This window comes from Faecalibacillus sp., from assembly GCF_047023275.1.
Taxonomy (GTDB): domain Bacteria; phylum Bacillota_I; class Bacilli_A; order Erysipelotrichales; family Coprobacillaceae; genus Faecalibacillus.
Map to the genome: position 1 here is coordinate 12,454 of NZ_JBKYAR010000011.1, position 25,126 is coordinate 37,579.

General features: G+C 28.3%; 23 protein-coding genes, 1 other RNA gene, 1 riboswitch and 1 other annotated feature. Of the genes, 1 reads left to right on the forward strand and 23 read right to left on the reverse strand.

Translation table 11 applies throughout. The annotated features are described in order from the left end of the window. The 4 genes from rsmA to ACLVEP_RS05105 form a co-directional block, all read right to left on the reverse strand. A complete protein-coding gene (rsmA, locus tag ACLVEP_RS05090; RefSeq protein WP_412583283.1) occupies positions 1–819 on the reverse strand; it encodes a 16S rRNA (adenine(1518)-N(6)/adenine(1519)-N(6))-dimethyltransferase RsmA in 819 nt (272 codons plus the stop codon). After that, a complete protein-coding gene (gene rnmV, locus ACLVEP_RS05095) occupies positions 800–1,336 on the reverse strand; it encodes a ribonuclease M5 (RefSeq protein WP_412583284.1) in 537 nt (178 codons plus the stop codon). Before rnmV ends, rsmA begins: the two co-directional genes overlap by 20 nt. A 4-nt stretch (positions 1,337–1,340) precedes the next feature. Next, positions 1,341–2,369: a transglutaminase domain-containing protein gene (locus ACLVEP_RS05100; RefSeq protein ID WP_412583286.1), complete on the reverse strand. Its 1,029-nt coding sequence runs from the start codon at positions 2,367–2,369 to the stop codon at positions 1,341–1,343. Between the two features lie 251 nt (positions 2,370–2,620). Further along, complete coding sequence (locus tag ACLVEP_RS05105; protein WP_257360652.1) at positions 2,621–3,595, reverse strand: IS1595 family transposase; 975 nt, start codon at positions 3,593–3,595, stop codon at positions 2,621–2,623. Positions 3,596–3,796: 201 nt separating this feature from the next. Here ACLVEP_RS05105 and ACLVEP_RS05110 point away from each other — a divergent pair, with 201 nt between their 5' ends. Then, positions 3,797–4,198 carry a hypothetical protein gene (locus ACLVEP_RS05110; RefSeq protein ID WP_318000091.1) on the forward strand — a complete coding sequence of 134 codons (402 nt, stop codon included), beginning with the start codon at positions 3,797–3,799 and terminating at the stop codon, positions 4,196–4,198. A 38-nt stretch (positions 4,199–4,236) separates the two neighbouring features. Here ACLVEP_RS05110 and ACLVEP_RS05115 read toward each other — a convergent pair whose 3' ends face one another. The 19 genes from ACLVEP_RS05115 to serS form a co-directional block, all read right to left on the reverse strand. Beyond that, complete coding sequence (locus ACLVEP_RS05115) at positions 4,237–8,466, reverse strand: acyl-CoA dehydratase activase-related protein (RefSeq protein WP_412583288.1); 4,230 nt, start codon at positions 8,464–8,466, stop codon at positions 4,237–4,239. After that, the gene (locus tag ACLVEP_RS05120) at positions 8,459–8,896 is read right to left on the reverse strand and encodes a MarR family winged helix-turn-helix transcriptional regulator (RefSeq protein WP_412583289.1); all 438 of its coding nucleotides are present in this window, start codon (positions 8,894–8,896) and stop codon (positions 8,459–8,461) included. The genes ACLVEP_RS05115 and ACLVEP_RS05120 overlap by 8 nt, the downstream gene beginning before the upstream one ends. A 105-nt stretch (positions 8,897–9,001) precedes the next feature. After that, a complete protein-coding gene (locus tag ACLVEP_RS05125; RefSeq protein ID WP_412583291.1) occupies positions 9,002–9,643 on the reverse strand; it encodes a YggS family pyridoxal phosphate-dependent enzyme in 642 nt (213 codons plus the stop codon). A gap of 65 nt (positions 9,644–9,708) precedes the next feature. Then, complete coding sequence (locus ACLVEP_RS05130) at positions 9,709–10,245, reverse strand: ECF transporter S component (RefSeq protein ID WP_317991396.1); 537 nt, start codon at positions 10,243–10,245, stop codon at positions 9,709–9,711. Between the two features lie 8 nt (positions 10,246–10,253). Continuing rightward, positions 10,254–11,033 (reverse strand): DUF4430 domain-containing protein, encoded by a 780-nt coding sequence (locus tag ACLVEP_RS05135; RefSeq protein WP_412583293.1) that lies wholly within the window; start codon positions 11,031–11,033, stop codon positions 10,254–10,256. Further along, entirely contained in the window at positions 11,017–12,108 is a 1,092-nt protein-coding gene (locus ACLVEP_RS05140) for a hypothetical protein (RefSeq protein WP_412583295.1), read from the reverse strand. The genes ACLVEP_RS05135 and ACLVEP_RS05140 overlap by 17 nt, the downstream gene beginning before the upstream one ends. 94 nt (positions 12,109–12,202) lie before the next feature. Beyond that, positions 12,203–12,384: riboswitch (cobalamin riboswitch) on the reverse strand. Between the two features lie 86 nt (positions 12,385–12,470). After that, positions 12,471–14,432, reverse strand: coding sequence for a methionine--tRNA ligase (metG, locus tag ACLVEP_RS05145; RefSeq protein WP_412583297.1), 1,962 nt, complete (start codon positions 14,430–14,432; stop codon positions 12,471–12,473). Positions 14,433–14,470: 38 nt separating this feature from the next. Continuing rightward, positions 14,471–14,667, reverse strand: a binding site (T-box leader). Between the two features lie 103 nt (positions 14,668–14,770). Continuing rightward, on the reverse strand, positions 14,771–16,108 hold the full coding sequence (locus tag ACLVEP_RS05150) for a polysaccharide deacetylase family protein (protein WP_412583299.1): 1,338 nt from the start codon (positions 16,106–16,108) through the stop codon (positions 14,771–14,773). A gap of 88 nt (positions 16,109–16,196) precedes the next feature. Then, positions 16,197–17,045 (reverse strand): 16S rRNA (cytidine(1402)-2'-O)-methyltransferase, encoded by an 849-nt coding sequence (gene rsmI / locus ACLVEP_RS05155; RefSeq protein WP_318000526.1) that lies wholly within the window; start codon positions 17,043–17,045, stop codon positions 16,197–16,199. After that, the gene (locus ACLVEP_RS05160; RefSeq protein WP_412583301.1) at positions 17,038–17,775 is read right to left on the reverse strand and encodes a tRNA1(Val) (adenine(37)-N6)-methyltransferase; all 738 of its coding nucleotides are present in this window, start codon (positions 17,773–17,775) and stop codon (positions 17,038–17,040) included. The genes rsmI and ACLVEP_RS05160 overlap by 8 nt, the downstream gene beginning before the upstream one ends. Beyond that, entirely contained in the window at positions 17,753–18,595 is an 843-nt protein-coding gene (locus tag ACLVEP_RS05165) for a regulatory iron-sulfur-containing complex subunit RicT (RefSeq protein ID WP_318000524.1), read from the reverse strand. Before ACLVEP_RS05165 ends, ACLVEP_RS05160 begins: the two co-directional genes overlap by 23 nt. Before the next feature lie 12 nt (positions 18,596–18,607). Continuing rightward, the gene (locus ACLVEP_RS05170) at positions 18,608–19,552 is read right to left on the reverse strand and encodes a hypothetical protein (RefSeq protein WP_412583303.1); all 945 of its coding nucleotides are present in this window, start codon (positions 19,550–19,552) and stop codon (positions 18,608–18,610) included. Continuing rightward, positions 19,549–20,169, reverse strand: coding sequence for a dTMP kinase (gene tmk, locus ACLVEP_RS05175; RefSeq protein ID WP_318000522.1), 621 nt, complete (start codon positions 20,167–20,169; stop codon positions 19,549–19,551). Before tmk ends, ACLVEP_RS05170 begins: the two co-directional genes overlap by 4 nt. A 74-nt stretch (positions 20,170–20,243) precedes the next feature. Beyond that, complete coding sequence (gene recR, locus ACLVEP_RS05180) at positions 20,244–20,834, reverse strand: recombination mediator RecR (protein ID WP_022002033.1); 591 nt, start codon at positions 20,832–20,834, stop codon at positions 20,244–20,246. Positions 20,835–20,843: 9 nt separating this feature from the next. Continuing rightward, complete coding sequence (gene dnaX, locus ACLVEP_RS05185; RefSeq protein ID WP_412583306.1) at positions 20,844–22,628, reverse strand: DNA polymerase III subunit gamma/tau; 1,785 nt, start codon at positions 22,626–22,628, stop codon at positions 20,844–20,846. A gap of 49 nt (positions 22,629–22,677) precedes the next feature. Further along, positions 22,678–23,130, reverse strand: coding sequence for a nucleoside deaminase (locus ACLVEP_RS05190; RefSeq protein ID WP_412583308.1), 453 nt, complete (start codon positions 23,128–23,130; stop codon positions 22,678–22,680). 16 nt (positions 23,131–23,146) lie between these two features. Further along, positions 23,147–23,235, reverse strand: an RNA gene (gene ffs, locus ACLVEP_RS05195) — signal recognition particle sRNA small type. A 25-nt stretch (positions 23,236–23,260) separates the two neighbouring features. After that, a complete protein-coding gene (locus ACLVEP_RS05200; protein ID WP_412583310.1) occupies positions 23,261–23,767 on the reverse strand; it encodes a GNAT family N-acetyltransferase in 507 nt (168 codons plus the stop codon). A gap of 40 nt (positions 23,768–23,807) precedes the next feature. Next, on the reverse strand, positions 23,808–25,094 hold the full coding sequence (gene serS, locus ACLVEP_RS05205) for a serine--tRNA ligase (RefSeq protein WP_412583312.1): 1,287 nt from the start codon (positions 25,092–25,094) through the stop codon (positions 23,808–23,810). Positions 25,095–25,126 lie beyond the last annotated feature (32 nt).

Genomic DNA, 25,126 nt, shown 5'->3' on the forward strand with positions numbered 1-25,126 from the left:
TTATATAATATGTTTATATAATGATTTTGTGATAGCCTGATAATCTTCTAATGTGAGTTGTTCACATCTTAATTTTTGATCTATTTGATTTTCATTCAAAATATCTAATGCATTTTGATATTCTTGTTTTAAATTATTATAGATTGTTTTTCTTCTTTGTTTAAAAGAAACATTTAATACTTTATATAAATCTAAATTAGCTTCCTTATTAATTGTAATCTTTAAAATAGCACTATCAATATGAGGTGCAGGAATAAAAACATTTTGACTCACTGTAAACATATATTCAATCTTACCCATATCCTCAATCATATACATTAGTGGACTTTTATAATCACTTGTATATTTTAAAGCAACTTCTTTTTGTACCATCACAACAATTTCATCAATGACCTTACTTTCAGTTAAAACCTTTTCAATAATTTGAGTTGTAATATAATAAGGTAAATTAGCTACTAAAATAACTTTTTCATATTTTTCTTTTAAACCCTTTAAATCCTCTAAATTCGCTTTTAAAAAATCTTCAAAAACAATTTCAATATTTTCTTGATTTAAAAACTCTTCATAAACCCCTTTAAAACGTGTATCTATTTCATAGCTTCTTACATACCCTGCATAACGTGCTAATACTTGTGTTAAAGCTCCAATTCCAGGACCTACTTCAATCACTGCACATTTTTCATTCACACTTGAACAATGAACGATTTTTTCTACAACACGAGGATCAATTAAAAAGTTTTGTCCATATTTCTTTTTAGGATATAAATCATATTTATCTAATATATATTGTGTTGTACTTTTAGTCGCTATATCCTTCATTCTTTAACTCCTTTTCTATTATTTCCTTGGAAATACCCACCATATTCAATCTTTTAAATAAAGTCTTTGCATTACCATATCCTAAATGAAATAAATCATAAACCTTTAATCTTTTCTTTTTATCTCCAATAATATCTAATTCTAAAAATTCTTTCCAAGAAATACTTTCTTCTTGATTAGAAAATGTAACAACATTTTCAATTGCTTTTTTAACAGCTTCTTTATTAGCTTCCGCAATACCTAATTTCTTTTTACCAATTGCATCTTTTTTATCGACAAAAGCATGTTTACAATTTTTTACATACTGTTCTACTTGATTTCTAATTTTTAATCCTGGATAATCAGGATCTGTTAAAACAATAACTCCTCTTGTTTTACTTGCCTCTTTAATAAGATCTAATGTTTTTTGATCTATTGCAAGACCATGTGTTTCTATAGTATCTACATCATATAATTCTTTTAATAATTGACTATCTGTCTTTCCTTCAACAACAACAATTTCATTAATTCTTTTCATAAGTTTACCATTTTAAATAAATCGTTCTCATTTGATCATCAGCAATATATTGAATCTGATCTACCCCTTCAATTAAACGATAAGAATCTCCTTTTTGTGTTAACCTTTCTTTAGCATCATTATATACTTGATTTGAAAATTGAAAATAACATTCGTTTTTATTTTGATCAACTTTAGCTTTCAAAGCAGATAATTGATATGAATCAAAATAAAGTCCCTCTTCTTTATAATAAGTATGTTTTCCATCTTTAGTTATTTGATAACTATCTTCTAAATTATAAATATTTTCTAATGTTTGACTATCAAACATTAAATAATTATTATTAATAATTTCACCATCATCTAATACTAAATCACCCCATGTTGCATCTATATAATAATAATCATGATCATACTTTATCATATTTATTGCATGTTTATTTGTTTTTCCATCAATCGTTGCTTCAGCTGCTAAAAAAGTAGTCTTTAATCCTAATTGATTAAGTAAATATTGTAATGTTTTAGCATATCCACTACATACTGATTGATGATTGAGTAAAACACTAATGATTTCCTGATTATATTTTGCTTTTTCATTATACTTACATTGAGTAATAATATAATCATAAATATATTTTATTTTTTGATATTGTTCTAAATCTTTTGTATTTTGTTTAACTTGTTTAACAATTTTCTTTATCTTTTTTTGATTTTTAAGAATTGTCTTTTCTTTCATATTATATTCAAAAGAAAAAAGACCTCTTTTATCAAGTGACCATTCTTTAATATAAAATAATTCTGGATGATCTTTTAAAATAGCATAAACAATTTCACTTACTGCTTCGATATCTTTTTCTTTAATATTAATATTTTGTTTTCTTGCATAAGCAATATTATAAATTGTTTGATAAAGTTGTTTTTGATTTTTATTTAATAATTGATAATGATATTTAAAACACGTATCTTGTTTAAATTTATTTTCTATATTTTGGTAAGATTGTGGAAAACATCCACATAGTAAAAATAATACTAATGAAATAATAACTTTTTTCATTTTAAAAAAAATAATCTAGCAGCGCTAGATTAATCTTCTTTCAATTTATATTCAAAATAACTCTTACCAAAATAAACTACGCTACTCGCTAAGAGCATCATTAATAATCCTAAGCACATCATAAACATCCCCTTTATATTCATATAATACTCTTTTATCATATTTTATGCAAATCATTTAAATTTATATTATTTTCTTATCGTCTCTTTTCTACAAATTTTATTAAACCAATATTATAAAATATTACTTAATTAACCATCTGACACATGTGCATAGTATGGTTCGGATAAATTGAGTACAGTAATAATTGCTTTTTTAGGACATGGATGTGATTTCAAAACATATTTCTGTATTTTGTTCATGAAGTTCTTTCCAGTATATCTATGGTTGAAACGCCATTCTTGTTCATTCAAAAACAAAGGTAAGTCACGTTTAGTTACTCCATGATATATACCAGTAATATTATTCTTTATATCACCAATTAATACATTAAGCCAATACAATCTATGATTTTCTTCATCATAGAGTATTTTTTCTGATTTTAATGTTATTTTATCAGTTAATCCTAAAAAAGTTGTTTTTCCATCAGTGTTTAGTATTCTTTCTTTTGAAAGTATTGCTTTTTTTGAGATGAATCTAACAATATTATTTGTACTATCTACAGCTACTGGCATTAATTTTAAAAATTTTGGATATTTATTTTCTTTATCTGTTGATAACATTACTAAAAAGGGTTGCTGTTCAGTAGCAACTCCTTGTTTGTGTTCTTCTTTACTTTTTGAGCCTATATAAGCAACGTCTGCTTCATAAAAAAAGCTGTCCAGAATTTTTTCACTGTTACTTTGGGACATAAGAATCCTACATTTTCTACAAAGTAATAGCGCTGTTTTATAATTTATTTCTAATTCATTAGCTAATTCAATCGCAGACAAACCTTTATTTGCCGTAAAAAAGAGATACATTCCTAAAATCAATTTATAAAGATCTAGCTTATTATCTTGAAATATAGTATTAGAAAGTAAGTAATGTTGATGACCACATTCTTTACATTGAAAGACATCACCTCTTTTAATGGAATAGTAATGTGTACATCCACATTTTTCACAGTAAAAGCCAACAGGCCATTTCATTTTAAAAAAGAATTTTACACATTCATCATGATTATTTGCATATTTTCTAGTTAAAGTAATTAAAGAATCCTTTTTTGGTTTTTGATTTTTAGCCATAGTATCCACCTCTTTAAGAAAAGTATATAATATTTTAAAGAAGTGATAGATTATACTCCTCGGTTTAAAGTGAGAATAACGGAGTTAAATCAAAAGATGTGTCAGATGGTTAATTAAGAAATATTATTAGTAAAATAAATATTTTTAAACTTGTCCAATGATTTAAAAGAAGGTAAAATTATAATAAGTAGGTGATGTATGATGAATGCCGATAGATTATTTATGCTTGTTGATACGTGTGCAAATATTGATGAGGTTAAACATGAATTTCCAGATTTAGATTTTCTAACTTATTTTTATGCTTTGTTAGGATATTATTGTATTCCTACAGTAAAATTATATAATGAAACAAAAATTGATGAAAATACTTTAAATGGAATTCTTAATGGTGATATTAAACCTCATAGAGATGATCTTATTCAAATGAGTTTAGTTTTAAATATTGATTTAAAGAAAACAAACTTCATGCTTTCTTTAGCAGAATGTGAAACATTATCTTATAAAGAAAGTCGTGATAGTTTAATTATTTGTGCCATTAAAAATCATTATTCAATCAATAAAACGAATATCATGTTATCAACTTGCAATCTTGTCAAAATATAAAGGTAGTAAAATAGTGGTTCATATGAACCACTATTTTTTTATTTATCTAAGTTTTTGAAAGCTGTTGAAAGCATTAATTTAATACGATTTAATTGGTTAACTTCACTTGCTCCTGGATCATAGTCAACAGCTACAATGTTACTTTGAGGATATTTCTTTCTTAAGGCTTTAATTGCTCCTTTACCAGTAACGTGGTTGGGTAAACATCCAAATGGTTGCATACATACAATGTTTGGTGCTCCACTTTCAATAAGTTCAATCATTTCACCAGTTAAGAACCAACCTTCTCCTGTTTGGTTACCAATTGAAACAACTTCTTTGGCTTTATCAGCAAGATGTTCAATCGATGCTGGTGGATCAAAACGTTTAGATTTTTCTAAAGCTTTGATCATATCTTTTCTTAAGAAATCAACTGCTTTAACAGCGAATTCACATAGCTTAGTAGCTTTAGCTGTTGCATTAAAATGTTTTCTTTCAAATGTTGTTGAATAGAAACAATATTGGAAGAAATCAATAAGATCAGGCATAACAGCTTCTCCACCTTCTCTTTCAATAATATCAACAATTTGATTATTAGCAGTTGGATGGAATTTAACAAGAATTTCTCCTACTAAACCAACTCTTGGTTTTTTAATATCTAATAATGGTAATTCATCAAAGTCTTTAACAATTCGATAAACATTTTTCTTAAGTTCTTTCATGCTACCAGTTTCAATATTCTTCATACATTTTTCTACCCATGATTGGTAAAGTTTATTAGCACTACCTTTTTCTTTTTCATAAGGTCTTACACGATAAAGAACACGCATGAATAAGTCTCCATACATTGCTCCAATGATTACCTTTTTGGCAAGTGGATAAGTAATTTTAAATCCTGGATTTGATTCAATACCTTGTAAGTTAGCACTGATAACTGGTACTTGTTCTAAACCAGCATCTTTTAATGCTTTACGAATAAATCCAATATAGTTTGTAGCACGACAACCTCCACCTGTTTGTGAGATGATCAAGGCTGTTTTATTGACATCGTATTCACCACTTGTTAAAGCTTCCATCATTTGTCCAGCAACAAGGATACTTGGATAGCAGGCATCATTGTTGACATATTTTAATCCGGCTTCTGTAGCACCTTTGTCTACTGATGGTAAGACTTTTAAGTTATAACCACTTTCTTGCATTGCTTTTTCAACAAATTGGAAATGGATTGGTGACATTTGTGGACATAGAATTGTCCAACGATCATCTTTCATTTCTTTAGTAAATGGTACTTTGACTGGTTTATATTTTTTAGATAAATCAATTTCTTTATTTTCTTGTTTATCAATTGTTGCTTTTAATGAACGGATACGAATACGAATTGCTCCTAAGTTACTTCCTTCATCAATTTTAATAAGTGTATAAATCTTATTTCTAGCATTTAAGATTTCAGCAACTTGATCGGCAGTAACAGCATCTAATCCACAACCAAATGATGTTAATTGAATTAATTGTAAGTTTGGTTGAGATGAAACAAAGGATGCAGCATGATACATTCTTGAGTGATATGTCCATTGATCCACAACACGTAATTCTTCTAATTCTTTATCTAAATGACAAACACTATCTTCTGTTAAGACAGCCATACCTTCACCAGTGATTAAATCAGCTAATCCATGGTTGATTTCTGGATCGACATGGTAAGGTCTACCCGATAAAACAACACCTGTCATATTATTTTCTTTTAAGTATGCAAGGACTTTTTCTCCTTCTCCTTGGATATCTAAACGACATTGTTGTAATTCTTCATAAGCATGTTCAATAGCTGCTTTTAATTCTTTATCACTAATACCAAATGATTTAAATTCATCTTTTAAGTTTGTAAACATTGTTTTACGATTACTTAAATCCATGAATGGATTTCTAAAGATGATTTCATTTGTTTCTAAGTTATCTACGTTATTTCTAATAACTTCTGGATAAGAAGTTACGACTGGACAGTTGTAATGATTTCCTTGTGTAATATTTTCTTTTCTTTCATATGCAACTGAAGGATAGAAAATATATTTAATTCCTTTTTCAATTAAGCTTTCAATATGTCCATGTGATAATTTAGCTGGATAACATACACTTTCTGATGGAATAGATTCAATTCCTTTTTCATAGATTTTTTTACTTGAACGTGGTGATAAAACCACTCTAAATTTTAAATCAGTAAATAATGTATGCCAGAAAGGATAGTTTTCATACATATTTAAGACACGAGGAATACCTACTGTTCCACGTTTTGCTTCTTTAGCAGTTAATGAACGATAATTGAAAACTCTACGATATTTATAATCATACAAGTTTGGTAATTGTTTTGATTTAGGAGGTAAGTTTGCTCCTCTTTCACATCTGTTTCCACTAATATGTTCACTACCATCATTGAATGAAGAAACTGTTAACATACAATGATTTGTACATTTTTGACAATAACGAATTGTACTTTCATAACTGAAAGCATCAACTTGTTCCTTATTAAGTAATGTTGTTCCTTGCCCTTGATATCTTTCTCTAGCAATTAATGCAATACCAAAGGCTCCCATTAATCCAGCGATATCTGGACGAATTGCTTTGATTCCTGTTTCTTGTTCAAAAGCTCTTAAAACAGATTCATTATAGAATGTTCCACCTTGTACTAATACTGATTTACCAATACTTTCAGGTGAACGTAATTTAATAACTTTATATAAAGCATTTTTAATAACAGAATAAGCAAGACCTGCAGAAATATCTTCAATCTTAGCTCCTTCTTTTTGTGCTTGTTTTACTTTAGAGTTCATGAATACAGTACAACGTGAACCTAAATCAATTGGTGCTGTTGATTGTAAAGCAAGATTAGCAAAATCAGCAACATTGTATCCTAATGATTTAGCGAATGTTTCAATAAATGAACCACATCCAGATGAACAAGCTTCATTTAATAAGATATCTTGGATAATTCCATCTTCAATCTTAATAGCTTTCATATCTTGTCCACCGATATCTAAGATAAACGATACATCATCTTTAAAATATTTAGCAGCAGTAAAGTGAGAAATTGTTTCTACTTCACTGACATCCATTTTAAATGCAGATTTAATTAAAGCTTCTCCATATCCAGTTGAACCAGCATGAACAAGTTCTACTCCTTTAGGTAAAATTTCATAGATTTCTTTTAAAATCTTACGAACAACTTCAATTGGATTTCCTTCATTAGATGAATAGAATGTATATAATACAGAACCATCTTCATCAACTAATACAGCTTTAGATGTTGTCGAACCAACATCTACACCTAAGAAAGCTTTTCCTTGATATGTATTTAAATCTCTTTTCTTTACTTTTGTACGGTAGTGTCTATTTCTAAATTCAATACGATCTTCTTCTGTTTCAAATAATGGTTTCAAAGTATCTGTTTCATCAGAAATACCATCTTTTAATGAATCTAAAATATATACAAGTTCATCAATTGTTGTTTTATTCACTTTATCTTCTCTAGCAAGTAAACAAGCTCCCATCGCTACGAATAATTGTGAGTTTTGAGGGAAGATAACATCTTCATCTTTTAAGTTTAATGAATCAATAAAACGTGCACGTAATTGATCTAAGAAATAAAGAGGTCCTCCTAGAAAAGCAACTTTACCACGAATAGGTTTACCACAAGCAAGACCACTAATTGTTTGATTGACAACGGCTTGGAAAATAGAAATAGCGATATCTTCTCGAGCTGCTCCTTCATTGATTAATGGTTGGATATCTGTTTTAGCGAATACACCACAACGAGATGCAATTGGATAAATTGTTTCATAGTTTTTAGCAAGTTCATTTAATCCAGCAGCATCTGTTTGTAATAAGGAAGCCATTTGATCAATAAATGCTCCTGTACCACCTGCACAAGTCCCGTTCATTCTTTGTTCAAGAGTTGATTCAAAGTAAGTGATTTTAGCATCTTCTCCACCTAATTCAATTGCAACATCGCATTCAGGAATATATGTTTCTACTGTTTTTGTACAAGCAATCACTTCTTGAACGAATTCTACATTTAAGTGTTTTGATAAAGAGAGCCCACCTGAACCTGTCATAACTACTTTAACTGGTAAGTTTCCATAGTGTTCTTGAACTTCTTTAATAAGACTTTCTATTGCTGGTTTAACATCAGAATAGTGTCTTTGATATTTTGAATAGATACATTGATGTTCTTGATCTTCCACATATAATTTTACTGTTGTTGATCCAACATCAATTCCCATGTAATATAATTTATCCATTTTTTGACTCCTTTACTAAATTAAGTGTCATTTTAGAAATCGTATTTCTAAATTGTTTCACTTCTTTTTCATCAATTCCATCTAACATAATTTTTTCTAGTTGAATAACATGATTATCAATCTTTTCTACTGTACTATACGCATGTTCAGTTGCTTTGATTTTTTTCATACGTTTATCATTTTCAACAGGTTCTTTTGTAATATATCCGTTCTTTTCTAAAGAATTTAAAAGACCTGTTGCAGTTGATCTTCTAATATTAAAATACTTTTCTATATCTTTTTGATAAACTTCTTCATCATTTTCACATAAATAAACAAGAATTAAGCCCTGCGGTCCTGATAACATACAATCAATACCATGAATATCATCTAAATAACGTCCCATATATTTAGACAAAACACGTATTTCCATTCCTATTCGATGTTCCATAAATGTCTCCTTTTTTGTTCGGCTGCTAACATTATACGCTTTTGTCACACTATGTCAAACTATTTGAAATTAATTACGAAAACAAAAAAATAGATATTTTCATATCTATTTAAATAATGCACTTCCTATACGAATCATTGTTGATCCATGTTTTAAAGCTTCATGATAATCATTAGACATTCCCATGGATAATTGATCTAATTGATACATTGGGTATTCTTTTTGAAGTCTTTGTAAGAGTTCTTGTGTCATCTTAAAATACTTTTCAGTTTCACTACTTTCAATATGTGGTGCCATCATCATAAGTCCTCTTACTTTAACATGAGGATAATCTTTCAAACTATTAAATACTTCATCAATCTCTTCTACTTCGAAACCATGTTTACTTTCTTCTTTAGCAATATTTACTTGAATTAAAACAGGCATTTCTAAATCTCTTTTAGCTGCTTGTTTTTCAATTTCTTTCAATAAAGAATAACGATCAACAGCATGAATCAATGTTACCTTATCAATAATATATTTTACTTTATTTGGTTGAAGTGTTCCTATAAATTGAAACTCACCATTTCCATGATAATTTTCATACTTTTCTAAAAAAGCTTGTACTCTGTTTTCACCAAAACAAGTAACTCCTAATTTTTCTAATTTTTCAATTTCTTTAACATCTACATATTTTGTAGCAGCAACAAGCTTTGCTGGTTTTACTTCTTCTAATATCTTTTTAACTGCTTCTTCATTTACAATCATAAAACTCTTCCTTTCATGATAAATTCTTCCTTTATTATAATTCAATCAAAAAGAAAAACAAGAACTTAGTCTTGTTTTAATCTTATTCTTTCTGATTCTTTTTTTAATACTTTCATTAAAATAGGTGCACATATTAAATAGAAACAAAAGTTTCCTACTGCATGAAAAGTATCAAACAATAATCCTGCCATATAATAAACAATATATAAAGAAGGACCACCTAGCATTAATTGTTCTAACGATACAACAATTCCAAAAACATACCCCATTAAAAAAGAAAATATAGCCATTGGAAACAACTTAGGTTCTTTATGTATTTTCTTTAAAAAATCCATTAAAAATTGAGTAATTAAACAAATAACCACCCAGGCAAGAATTTGAAAAAATGTCCATGTTCCCATACCTAAAAACAAGTTAGAAACAACAGTAGTCACAATGCTTAATTTAACACCAAAACCTAATCCAAATAACATAACTGAAATAATAATGATAGACGTAACAGGCTTAATATTAGGTAATGCTTGCAGGTATATACGTGAAGCAATATTAACAGCTGCCAATATTCCTATTAAACTAATTTCTTTTACTTTACTCGAATGCATATAGTCTCCTATTCATAGTTAACATAATACCAAACAACTTTGTCGCCATCTTTTAAATTGTATTTAATTGCTGCCATATTAGGGGCAACTCCATTGACACTATACATCCATCCAGACATTGGTCCATGTTGTTTTTCTTTTAAGCCACCTATTCCTGAAACATAATAATCACTACCAGTAACTTCTTTACCATTTTTAGCTGCAATAACTTTTAATACACTTAAAGCATTACTGTTTTTATCTACATTTAATGTTCCTGCCATCATCGTATTTCCCATACCAATTACTTGAATATTAATTGTAATTTTATCGTTATTTGGTTGTTGTGTGGACGAACTACTATTTGTTGAATTATTTGATTGATTATTGTTTGTTTGTCCACTATTTGATGGTGTTTGTGTTTTAGAACTTTGTGAATGATTTACACTACTACTACTCTTATTAGAAGCGGCTGAAGATGATTTACTTTGAGAATCTTTTTTATCATTATCATCCTTTTTTTCTATTGTATCATTTTTGGTAGTTTCATCTGTTTTTTGTTCTTGTTTAGATGTTTCTTCTTTTTCTTCTATGTTTTCCTTAGTATTTTTATCTTTCTTGTTTTTTGTTGTACTACTTGATTTCTTTGTTGGTGTTGTACTAACAGTTACTGTATTTGATTTATAGTTTCCAGTAACTCCGTTATAAATAGAAAAACCACCAATAAAAACAAAAGAAATTGTAATAAATAATATTACAATTCTTTTTGTTTTATCCATGTTTTTTATTTTATTAATGAGCTCTTTCATATTCTTTTCTTAATACTAAGAATAATCCACCAGATACCATTGATAATGAAACAAACATAATTACATGTGATTCATCTCCTGTTTTTACTGAAGTTGTTTTATCATCTGCTTTTGGAGATGTTGATGTATTAGATTGATTATCATCTTGTTTTGGTTCTGTTGGTTGAGTTGGATCTGTGTTATCAGGTTGTTCTGGATTCATCATTTTATCATAAGCTTTTTTAGCTTTAATAATAACTGATCCGTTTTTATATGTTCCTAATGTTTTAGCTACTTCTGCAGTTGTATATTCTGCATTATAACCACTTGGGAATGATCCATCACTTAATTGTGTATTTAAAAGACAATCTACTGGATGAACAGTATAACTATCATTTAATAAAGCATTTGTATCATATGCGAACATTCCTTCTAATACTTGTGATTGAGTATCTACATTATCAGCAGTAACCCATCCTGTTGTTGTCATTGTTGTATTATTTTTAATATAATCAATTGCTTTATTGATAGTAGTCGCATATTTTTCTTTATTCACAACTGCTAAACCTTCAATAACCCATCCTGTAGTATCATAATCAGCGTAATAAGTTCCGCCCCATTCATAACCACAAACACTAGATGCTGCTAATTCATCATTTAATTTATTAGCAATTAAATTTGTCTTTTCTGATGAAGTTACATATAAAGCATATAATGTCCAAACATCTGAAGAAGCTCCCCAGCTACCTTCAACATTACCATTTTCATCAATTTGACTTTCTAATGTTTCTTTATCTTCTGTAGGATCAACACCTAATAAAACTTCTGTAACAATTTTTTTAGAAAGTGATGTACTACTTAAATCTGCTGAAGAAGTATCAAATTGATTGCTTTCAGCTTCTAATCCTAAAGATTCTACAGCAAGAATTTTATCTGCATTATTTAAATTGTTGTTATTTTTATAATATTCAACAACTTTAGAATAAGCAGCATTAATTTTTGATGTATCATATGATGTTGCTGATACACCAGAAATGGCAGTCATGAAACATACAACTGAAATCATAAAACTGCATACAATTTTTCTCATTTTCATATTCTTTCCCCTTTCAAATTAAATAACTCCTAAACAAAAAACTAGGCATAGTTATCCTAGTTAACGTCTAGAAGAACTACTTTATACTCCGTAAAGTGTATCCTTAGATATAGGCAAGTATTCCGACTCTGTTTCATTGTTTAAGCGTCTTCCCAGTTTCCCAGTGACATCGATGCTTATTCTCCACATTACGGCGGCGGGACCGTTCAGGTCTTTCACCTGATTCCTTTTTCATTTAAATATAAAATATTTAAAACCTATAAATATTATTCAATTTTACTTTGTACGCGCTCATTATATTATAGTTCTTCAAAAAAATATAGATAAAACGAAAAAATCGCATGAATTCATGCGATTTTAATTTATCTGATTGTTGTTCCTACTGGTAAATCTCCTGCTTCAACAACACCTAATACTTTTTTATCTCCACCTGCTAGAACCATACCTTGTGATTCTACTCCTCTTAATTTAGCTGGTTTTAAGTTTGTTACAACAATAACCTTTTTACCAACGAATTCTTCTGGTGAATAAACATCAGCAATTCCACTAACAATTTGTCTTGGTGTTTCTTCACCAACATCAATTTGGCTTACTAATAATTTATTAGCATTTGGATGTTTTTCACATTTAATAACTTCTCCTACTTTTAATTCTACTTTAGAGAAATCATCAATTGTAATTTCTGATTTTGATTCTTTTGCTTCTTTTTCTTTCTTTTCTTTTACAGCTTTAATAGAAGCTTTTTGTTTTGCTTCAATTACTTCTACTTTTTTAGCAACTTCTTTTGGATCTAATCTTGCAAATAACATTTCTGGTTTTTCTACAACTTTAGTTCCAGAAGCATATTTACCAAATTCTTTTAAGCTTTCAAAGTCACGTTGATCTGTATTGATTTGATCTAAAATTTTTGTAGATGTTGAAGGCATATATGGATATAACATAACAGATGAGAATCTAATTGCTTCAATTAAATTATATAATACTGTAGCTAAACGATCTTTTTTAGTTTCATCTTTAGCTAATACCCATGGCATTGTTTCATCGATGTATTTATTTGTTCTTCTTAATAAGTTAAAGATTTCATCTAATGCATTTGATGCTTTAAATTCATCCATTTTAGCAATAGACTTAGCTGGCATAGCTAACGCTAAATCTTTTAATTCTTGATCCACTGGTTCACATACATTTTTATTTTCTACAATACCACCAAAGTATTTATTAGACATTGCAATTGTTCTATTAACTAAGTTTCCTAAAACATTAGCAAGATCACTATTAATTCTTTCTACTAATAAATCCCAAGTAATGCTTCCATCATTATCATATGGAATTTCATGTAATACAAAATATCTGACTGCATCTACACCAAAGATATCTACTAAATCATCTGCATAAATAACATTTCCTTTTGATTTAGACATTTTGCTTTCACCTTGTAATAACCAAGGATGTCCAAATACTTGTTTTGGTAATGGAATATCTAATGCCATTAACATAATTGGCCAATAAATAGTATGGAATCTAACGATATCTTTACCAATTAAATGTAAATCAGCTGGCCAGAATTTTTTATATAGTTCACCATGATTTCCATCTGCATCATATCCAAGTCCTGTAATATAGTTAGTTAATGCATCAATCCATACATAAACAACATGTTTAGGATCAAAATCAACTGGAATAGACCATTTAAATGACGTTCTAGATACACATAAATCTTGTAATCCTGGTTTTAAGAAGTTATTCATCATTTCATTTTTTCTTGAAACTGGTTGAATAAATTCTGGATGATCTTCAATATGTTTAATTAAACGATCTTGATATTTAGATAATTTAAAGAAGTATGCTTCTTCTTTAGCATCATGAACATCTCCTCCGCAATCTGGACATTTACCATCAACTAATTGTGATTCTGTAAAGAATGATTCACATGCTGTACAATATTTACCTTCATAATGTCCTAAGTAAATATCACCTTTGTCATATAATTTTTTAAAGATTTTTTGTACTTGTTTTTCATGATATTCATCTGTTGTTCTCATGAATCTATCATATGATGTGTCCATCATATCCCAAATATTTTTAACAACACCTGCAACTTGATCTACATATTGCTTAGGTTCAATTCCTGCTTCTTTAGCTTTAATTTCAATTTTTTGTCCATGTTCATCTGTTCCTGTTTGGAATCTAACATTGTACCCTTCTTGTCTTTTAAAACGAGCAATTGCATCAGCTAAAATAATTTCATAGGTATTTCCAATATGAGGTTTACCTGAAGTATAAGTAATTGCTGTTGTAAGATAATAATCTTTTTCGTCTTTCATCTTCTAATCTCCTTTATAAAAATAAAAAAACGTCCTTATAAAAGGACGAATAATCGCGGTACCACCTTTTTTACACATTGCTGTGTCACTCAAAACTTTAACGCAGTTAACGATTATTTCTAACTATTTGAAATAACTACTCCTGGGCCATCTCTTAAAGTTTAACATACTGGTTTTCACCACCCACCAGCTCTCTAAATGTCTTGCTTTAACATCTTCCATTCTTCGTATTTATTGTATCCTTATTAACTTTATCAAACCCTTAAATTAATGTCAATGAGTTTCATTGAAAGAAAATATGTTTCACGTGAAACAAAAATAGTATAGCCTAAACTATACTATTTATAATCAGAATGTCCTCTATATTTCAATAAATCTGACACAGTTACAAATTGATATCCTTCCTTGCTCAATTGATCAAGAGCCATTTCCAATCCTGCTACAGAATTTTCATGAATATCATGTATCAAAACTATATTACCATCACCTGTTTTAGCTTTAGTATCTCTAATAATATGATCACATATAATTTGTGCACCATTTGCAGCTTTACTATAACGCCAATCTTCAGTATCTCCATCCCATAAAATCATACTTAAACCATAAGAATGAAAAGCAGATTTAACAGTATCATTTTTAGCTCCGTATGGTGGTCTGATCAATGTTGGTTCTGTACCACAAGCTTTAAAGCAAGCTTCTTGTGTTTTACTAATTTCACTATCTAATGTTGCTGCATCTAATTTAGTAAGTTGCGCATGTTTATATGTATGACTTGCTAATTCATGACCTCTTTCATAAACTGATTTGACAATATTTGGATAAAGATTCATATTTTGTCCTAATTCAAAGAAAGTACCTCGACCATTATATTTTTCAAAAGCATTCATTGCTCTTTCTGTTAATGTTTTATGTGGTCCATCATCTAATGTAATAGCAACCATTTTTTTCTTTGGATCAACTTTCATTAATTTTGGAGCTTTCACATCTAACGGTGCATTTGATGGAATATTTTTATTTGCAAGTTTTATGTAATCTTTATTCTTTTTATAATTAACAACAACTTTGTTTTTTAGTTTTTTATCTGTATAATATGTAAAATCTTTCTTACCTACTTTAATAGCAGTTGATTCTTTATCATATTTTTTTACTCCTAGTTGATCTAATAACGCTCCATATTTACCATGTAAACAATCCTTTAAAGTTAATAATTGATTTGTTTTACAATCATATGTCATTATTTGTTTTGTTGATTTTGTTTTTGTTTCATCTTCATTGACTCTTTTATAATCCAATTCAATAACTATATATTGTTTATAAATTTTTTTACATGAATAATCCAAATAAAGAATATCTTTTTGATCTTTTTTCTTTTTTTCAGATTTTAAATATGTATTATATGAGTCTTTAATCATTTTATTTAAATTTTTTTCTTTTACTTTAGGATAATATAATGATATATAAAATTGATCATTTTCTTTTTCATAATGTTCAACTGTCCCATAGTGTTTATTATCTGTATTATATGAATTATAGGCCTCATATTTATTTTTACCACCAAATAATAGGAAATAAATTCCACCTATTATTAATATAAACACCAATGCTGTAATGATAACTGGTATTGGTTTTAATCTTCTTCTACGTCTTCTATGACTGTAGTTTTTTTTACTGTACATATTCCCATTGCCTCCTTCTTATAATATACCACAAATAAAGCACCTTTTATATATTTATCTTTTGTTTCACGTGAAACAAAAAATACCATTACTTAGAATGGTATTCTTGATAAACACTGTTTTTATTAAGATTTCTTTGTTTAGCAACTTCTTTAATAGCGTCTTTTGTAGACATACCTTTTTCAATATACATATCTACATCTTCTTTGATAGTTGTATTAAAAACAATTTCTACTTCCTCTTCTTGGCTTCCTTCAACAACGATAACCATTTCACCCTTTAATTCATCTACAATAGAAATAACTTCAGAAATATGCCCTCTAATAATCTCTTCATGCTTTTTTGTAATTTCTCTACATAAAGCAATATTTCTATCACCTAAAATATCTAACATGAGTGTTAATGTTTTTTTGATGCGATGTGGTGATTCATAAAAAACAATAGTTTCTTTATATTTCTTTAATTCAGTTAATTCCTTTTTCTTCTTTTTATCTAAATGATCTAAAAAACCATAAAACATAAATGGCTGTGGTGCAATACCAGAAACAACCAAAGCATCTAAACATGCATTACATCCAGAAATAGGAACCACATTAATTTCATGTTCTATTGCTTCTTTAACAAGTTCATAACCCGGATCAGAAATTGCTGGATAACCTGCATCACTTACTAATGCAATATCATTTCCTTCCTCTAATAATTGAATAAGTTTAGGAATTGATTGCTTAATATTATGTTCATGATGTGAAATAAGCTTAGTTGAAATTTGAAAATGATTAAGAAGTTTAACTGTATTTCTTGTATCTTCTGCTGCGATATAGTGAACACTTTTAAGAATATTAACAGAACGATATGTCATTTCATCTAAATTTCCAATAGGTGTTGCTACTAAATATAATGTTGGTTTTCCGTTTTCAAAACTTTTTTGTCTATTCATCTATCTTCTCTCCAAACATTCTTTTTACTTCATTACTATAACTTCCATCATCATTATGAGCATATAATGGTGGTTCAATTTTCAATCCTTTTTTCCCTTTGTACATTCCCTCTACTAATAAAACATGAGAATCTCTATTCATTTTAGGATATACAAAACGAATTCTTTTAGGTTCTATATCATACTTTTGCATAATATTTAAAATATCTATCATACGATCTGGACGATGTACAATTGCAAATCTTCCTTTGTTATCTAATAAATATGCTGCTGAAGAAATAATCCCTTCTAAATCTATTTTTATTTCATGACGAGCAATTGTTAGATATTCATTATCATTTAAATTACTGTTTTCCCCTACTTTAAAAAAAGGTGGATTACAAACAATCAACTGTGCTTTAGGTAATTCTTTAACAACATCTTTGATATCTCCATGAACAATTGTTATTTGTTCATTCAACTCATTCATCTCAACATTTCTTTTAGCAAGGTCAACAGCTTCTTCTTGAATTTCTATACCTATAATTTTTTTTGATGTTCTTTTTGAAAGTAATAATGGAATAGCCGCATTATTTGTACCAAAATCAACAATAGTTTTTACGTCTTTATTGATAGTACAAAATTGCGATAATAAAACAGTATCCAAAGAAAAATTAAACATATCTTTTCTTTGGATAATTTTTAAATCATTATGTGCTAATAAATAATTAATGACTTCTTGGTTTTCCATTTTTCTTTCCTGCATGATTATTTTTATCAAATTTAATTTCATCTAAACCAACGAATACAATTCCATTATTTGTTTCAACCTTAACAAGATCATTAATGACATTTAATCCTGTTACTTTTACATCTTTATCTTGATATTTTACACGAGATCCAATTTTAGGAAAACGTTCTTTTTCTAAAGAATAAATCTCATCTTCATATTTCAAACAGCACATCAATCTGCCACAAGCTCCAGAAATTTTTTCTATATTAATTGCTAACATTTGATTTTTAGCCATATTAATAGAAACACCATTAAATTCACCTAAAAGTGTCGAACAACACAATGGCAATCCACATGTTCCAATTCCACCAATAACCTTTGCTTTATCTCTAGGACCAATTTGTCTTAATTCAATTCTACATTTAAAAACTACAGCTAATTCTTTTAATAGTTCTCTGAAATCTACTCGATCATCTGATGTATACATGAAAATTACTTTTGCTTTATCTAAAGTATATTCACAATTAGTAAGTTGCATATTAACATCGTATCTTGAAACGATTTCTTTACATGTTACTAATGCTTGTTTAGCATCTCTAAGATTTCTTTGATAATTTTCGATATCTTTCTTTGTAGCTTTTCTCAAAATTTTCTTTAATTCTGTATCTAAATTAAATTCTGATATATCTTTTAACTCTTGTGATATTTCTCCAAGTTCTAATCCCCTAGCAGTTTCTACAACTACACGGTCATCTTTTTTTAATTTTAAATTTGTGGAAAAATAATAGATCTTACCAGCACTTTTAAATTTTACACTTGCAAGTTTAATTTCTTCCATATAAATTCCTTTCTATATTCTATACATCATACTGTCCATTAATAATGGAATATTAGCGTTTGTATCTAACAAGTATAATGTTTCTAATAATAATTCAATTTTCTTTATTATATCATTGTTATCATATTTTAGTGAATTAAAAAATTCTACGTGATCACAAAAAACAACTTTCTCATTTTGTTTCACGTGAAACATATCTTTAAGAGCAAGAATAATTAAATTAATGAATAATTTAATATTATCCTTTTCTTTATGATCCTTAAGCATATGAATTTGTGTGTTTATGATAAGATTTTCTCTATATAAAAATAAATCCTCAATAAAATTAATTGCCTGTAATACAATATCATCAAAAGTATCTTGATCTATTGCTTCTAATTCTTCTTCATCCTTAATAATATAAGATAAAATACTTGCTTTTTCCTTTTCATAGCCTTTAGAAATCAATTTTTCTTTAAGTACTTCTTTATTATCTGGTTTTAATTCTATAACCTGACATCTTGATATAATAGTAGGTAATATACGATTTATATTTTTAGTTGTAAAAATAGCATAAATACCTTCAGTAGGCTCCTCTAATATTTTAAGCAATGCGTTCATTGCTTCTTTGGTTGTCTTTTCTACATTTTTTAAAATATAAACTTTTGCCTTACCTTCAAGAGAAGATTTTTTGAAAGTTTCTTGAATATTTTCAATATGTTTCTTTTTAATACTTTCATCGTCACCATCAACTTCAATAATATCAGCATATTGATGATTTAATATTTTTTGACAATCAATACATTGTTCACAAGCTAATGGTTCATCACAAATAAGTGACATTGTTAAAAATTGTAATGGTTGATCTGTATTATTTCCAACAAGTAAAAAAGCATGTGGTATTTTTTTTGAATAAAACTCATTTTCAATAATTCTATAAAATAAAGGTTGATGTTCTTTTAAATAATCCTTAATCATAATATTTTTTTAATTTCCTTTAAAGCATCTTGAACAACATCTTCTACTTTTTGATCTGCATTAATCTTAACAATACGATCACTATATTGTTTACAAATAGTAAGATATCCTTCATAGACATTTTTATGAAAATCACTTTTTTCTAAATCTAATCGATTAGTTTCTCTTTGATTAACTTTAATTCTTTCTAAACCTTTTTTATAATCTATATCAAAAAATAAAGTTTTATCTGGCATAACATCATTTATAGCAAATAAATTCATGTTATAAACTTCATCGATACCTAAATTTCTTGCAACTCCTTGATAAGCAAGTGAACTATCTACGAAACGATCACATAATACAATATACCCTTCTTTTAAAGCTGGTAATACTTTTTCTACAAGATGTTGTCTTCTTGCAGCTGCATATAATAAAGCTTCTGTACGAGCATCCATTTTTGTATTCTTCTTATCTAAAATAACATTTCTTATTTGTTCTGCAATATCTACTCCACCTGGTTCTCTTGTAAGTAAAACTTTATATCCTAATTCATTTAATATTTTTACAAGTTCTTTAGAAACTGTTGTTTTTCCACTACCTTCTGGACCTTCTAATGTTATAAACTTTCCTGTCATAATACTTCTCTCCTCTTTCTTCATTATTATAACTGATTTTGATATTTAAACAAGAAAAGACCTCTTGCAAGGTCTTATATTTTCTTTCTTCCTTCTAATGATTTTAATAATGTTAATTCATCAGCATAATCTATGTTACTTCCTATTGGCAATCCATTTGCTATTCTACTTGTTTCAATTCCTTTTTTAGCTAACAGCTTAGCAAGAAATAAAGCAGTTGTCTCTCCCTCTCTTGTAGGATTTGTTGCTATAATAACTTCCTTAACACCATCTAGTCTTTCAAATAATGAATTAATATTTAAATCATCGATTGTTTTACCATCTATCATTGAAATCGTTCCATGTAAAACATGATATAGTCCATGATATTCTCTTACCTTTTCCATTGCAAAAACATCCTTTGGACTTTCTACAACACAAATAACAGATTGATCTCTTGTTTCGTCTTTACATATTTCACAAAGTTCTCCTTCACAAATATGTCCGCATTTTTTACAATAATGAATATTATCTTGAAAATGAGCTAAAACATTTGCAAACTCTTGAACATATTCTTTATCCATTGATAAAACATGATAAGCTAATCTTTCAGCAGATTTGCCACCTATTCCCGGTAATCTTTTAAAACATTCTACTAAATCAGTAAACGATTTTGGATAATTCATAATACACCTCTATTCTTCAAATTCAACAATATCATCACCAAACATATCAATCGCATATTGTTGAGCTTCAGTAAGTTCTACAACTGGTTCATGATATTCATCAATATGATGCAATACAATTGGCTGTGGTTGTGGTAATTTCTTTTCCTTGTTAAGTTGTATAAATTTTTGTCTCATATGAGGCCATTCATCTTCCATTACCGCAATAAAATCATAATCAGATCCTAATACTTCTTTTAAGAAACTCTTTAATGGATAATAGTTTTCTGTATAATTCACATTATTTACTTCTGGTTGGTATTTTAATGTCAAAATAAAGCCCTTTTCTCCTGCAGCTACAGGCTTAGCATCACATAACATATTTGCATATTTAGCAGTATTTAAATTATAACAATATCTTCTAATAACTGGCCACTTATCCTGTATATCATTTAAAACAGTTCTTTTGGCTTGTACTAATATATTTAAGATATCATTAAAGTCTACTTCTATTTGTGATGGTAATTTTTCTGGCTGTGGTTCCTTTTCTTCTGAGACTTCTGCTTGTTTTTCTTCTTCTTTTATTTCTTCTTCATGTGTTTCTTTTGCTTCTTGATGTTCTATGATTGGTTTTACTTCTTCTTTTTGTTTTTCAACAATTTCTGTTTTTTCTTCAACCAATGTTTCATGTGAAACATCTTCAATAATTGTTGGTTCTTCTATAACAACTTCTTTATGTTCATTTTCAATTTGATTACATATTTTTAATAAAGCTAATTCAAAATATGTAGATGAATCAACTGCTTGACCATAATGACTACTTGCATCCATAAAAATATCTATCATTTGAAAAGCTTCTTCAACTAACATATATGGTACAATTTTTTGTATGTCATTTTTATGCAAAACAAATAATAATGAAAGATCTTCAGTATTTTTAAAAATAATAACATCCTTTAAAACATCTATTAAATCTTGAGTTAATCTCTTTAAATCAATACTCAAAGACATCATATGATCTAATGTTTTTAAAACATTTTTCATATCTTTTGTAAGCAATAATTTAATTAAACGTATTTTTTCATCATTTGATAATAAACCATACACTTTATTAATATTTTCAACAGTTAAATGTCTATCATACGCTAAACATTGTTCTAAAATACTCAAAGCATCTCTCATTCCACCATCTGCTAATTTAGAGATAATTTCCAATGCATCTTCTTCATAATCTACTTTTTCTTCTTTAAGTACATATTCTAGACGGTTGATAATATCTTTTTCATCAACACGTTTAAAATCAAATCTTTGACAACGAGAAATAATCGTTGGCAAAATTTTATGTGGTTCTGTCGTTGCAAGAATAAACACAATATGTGCTGGTGGTTCTTCTAATGTTTTTAATAAAGCATTAAAAGCCTCTGGTGTCATCATATGAACTTCATCAATAATATAAACTTTATATTTAGCATTAATAGGGGCATATTTTACTTTATCAATCAAGTCTCTTACTTCATTGACCCCATTATTACTTGCTGCATCTATTTCAATAACATCTGGATGATCCCCTTGCGTAATTGCTTTACAATTAGGACATTCATTGCATGGTGGTTGGTCTCCTGTACAGTTAATGGCTTTAGCTAATATCTTAGCAATTGTAGTTTTTCCAGTTCCACGAGGTCCAGCAAATAAATATGCATGAGCTATTCTATTTTCTTTAATTGCATTTTTTAAGGTAATTGTAACATGACTTTGTCCTGCAACATCTTCAAATGTTTGAGGACGATAAGTACGATACAAGGCTTTATATGACATAATATCAACTCCTATCTCCTACATTATACACGAAAAAAAGATATGAGTATCATATCTTTTGACGTTTCTTTTTAAAATAATCTTTTATAAGTTTAGAACATTTATCTTTTAAAATATCTGATTGAATCATAGGAATATAATTAAGTTTAGGATCTGGTAAATGAATTAATTTATCCAAAGACATCCATCTTGTATCACTAGCTCCATAAACGACCCTTTTAATATGACTTTGAATAATAGCACCTGAACACATTAAACAAGGTTCCAAAGTTGTGTAAAGTGTACATTCATCTAAACGCCATCTTCCTACTTTTTTGCAAGCCTGTTCAATAGCTAACATTTCTGCATGTCCATATGTTTGATTTAAGTATTCTCTTTGATTATATGAACGTGCAATAATTTTGTTATCTTTAACTATAATACAGCCAATAGGTACATCATCATTTTCTAATGCTTTTAAAGCTTCTTGATAAGCTATTTCCATATATTCATCATCATTCATCTTTTTTTCCTCTAAAAATAAAGACCATCACACATAGACGGTACTCCTTAATGCTGCTACCTTCCGGTCCTGACATGGTTCGAAGCCGCCTATTGTAATGGCAAATATGATTATAACGTATTTTATATTTTTAATCAATATATAAATTCATTAAAAGTGCATCATAATACTTTTGATTGACATTAAACATTCGAGGATATCTACCAATTTCTTGAAAATTAAACTTTTTATAAAGATTAATAGCTGATAGGTTATCTTCTTTTACTTCTAAATCAAGAATATTTAAAGGTGTTTCTTTGATCATTTCTAAAGCTTCTTCCATCATCATTGAAGCAATCCCCATATTCCAATATTCCTTTTTAACAGTGATTGCAAAATGACCAATATGTTTTAATCTTTCTTTTTGTTCACCTTGAATAGATAATAAAGAAACAAGTTCATCATCAACAAAGCCACATAAAAGTAAACTATTCTCTTGATCAATAAAATCTTGAATAACTTCCATTTCTTCAAATTCATTTAAATAACATTCATTTAAACCATAAGTTAAGTTATCACTTTCTCCCCCAACTTGATTTAAATAATCAATAATCATTGAAGCATCTTCAATTTCTGCCTCACTTATAAATAATTCCATTCTTCTCTTACCTTTCTATAAAAAAGAGCCACCGAAGTGACTATTTTTTAGGAATAATAATATCTTTACCACCCATATAAGGACGTAATGCTTCAGGAATATTAATAGATCCATCTTCATTATAGTTATTTTCAATAAAAGCAATAACTGCTCTTGTTGAAGCTAAAACTGTATTATTTAAAGTAGAAACATAATAATTTCCATTTTCACCTTTAGCACGAATACCTAAACGTCTTGCTTGTGCATCTCCTAAAGTTGAACAAGAACCAACTTCGAAATATTTTTGTTGTCTTGGTGACCAAGCTTCAACATCACATGATTTAACTTTTAAATCAGCTAAATCTCCAGAACAACATTCAAGAGTTCTTACTGGAATATCTAAGCTTCTAAATAATTCAACTGTATATGACCACATTTTGTCATACCATTCCATGGCTTCTTCAGGTTTACATAAAACAACCATTTCTTGTTTTTCAAATTGATGAACACGATAAATTCCACGTTCTTCAATACCATGAGCTCCTACTTCTTTTCTAAAACATGGTGAATAAGAAGTCATTGTAATTGGTAATTCTTCTTCTTTAACAATTTGATCTTTAAATTTACCAATCATACTATGTTCAGAAGTTCCAATTAAGTATAAATCTTCACCTTCGATTTTATACATCATGGCATCCATTTCATCAAATGACATAACACCAGTAACAACATCACTACGAATCATGAATGGTGGAATACAATAAGTAAATCCTTTATCAATCATGAAATCTCTAGCATATGAAAGCATTGCTGATGATAAACGAGCGATATCTCCCATTAAATAATAGAAACCATTTCCACTTGTTCTACCTGAAGCTTCTTTATCTAAACCATTAAAACGAGCAATAATATCAGCATGATATGGAATTTCATAATCAGGTACAACTGGATCTCCATATTTTTGAATTTCTACGTTTTCTGAATCATCTTTTCCAATAGGTACTGAATCATGAATGATATTTGGTATTTTCATCATGACTTCTTTTAATTCTTTACCATATTCTTCTTCTTTTACTTCTAAATCTTTTAATTCATCTGCCATAGAAGTTACTTTTGCTTTAATTTCTTCAGCTTCGTCTCTTTTACCTTCTCTCATTAAAGCACCAATTTCTTTAGAATATTTATTTCTTAAACTTCTAATTTCACTTGCTCTTGTGACAACTTCACGATAATCTTTATCTAATTTATAAGCTTCATCTACTAATCCAACTTTTTCTTCTTGAAATTTTTTCTTCATATTTTCTTTGACTAAAGTAGGATTTTCTCTAATTAAATTAATATCAATCATTTTCTTTCCCCTTATATTATTTATAACTGCCT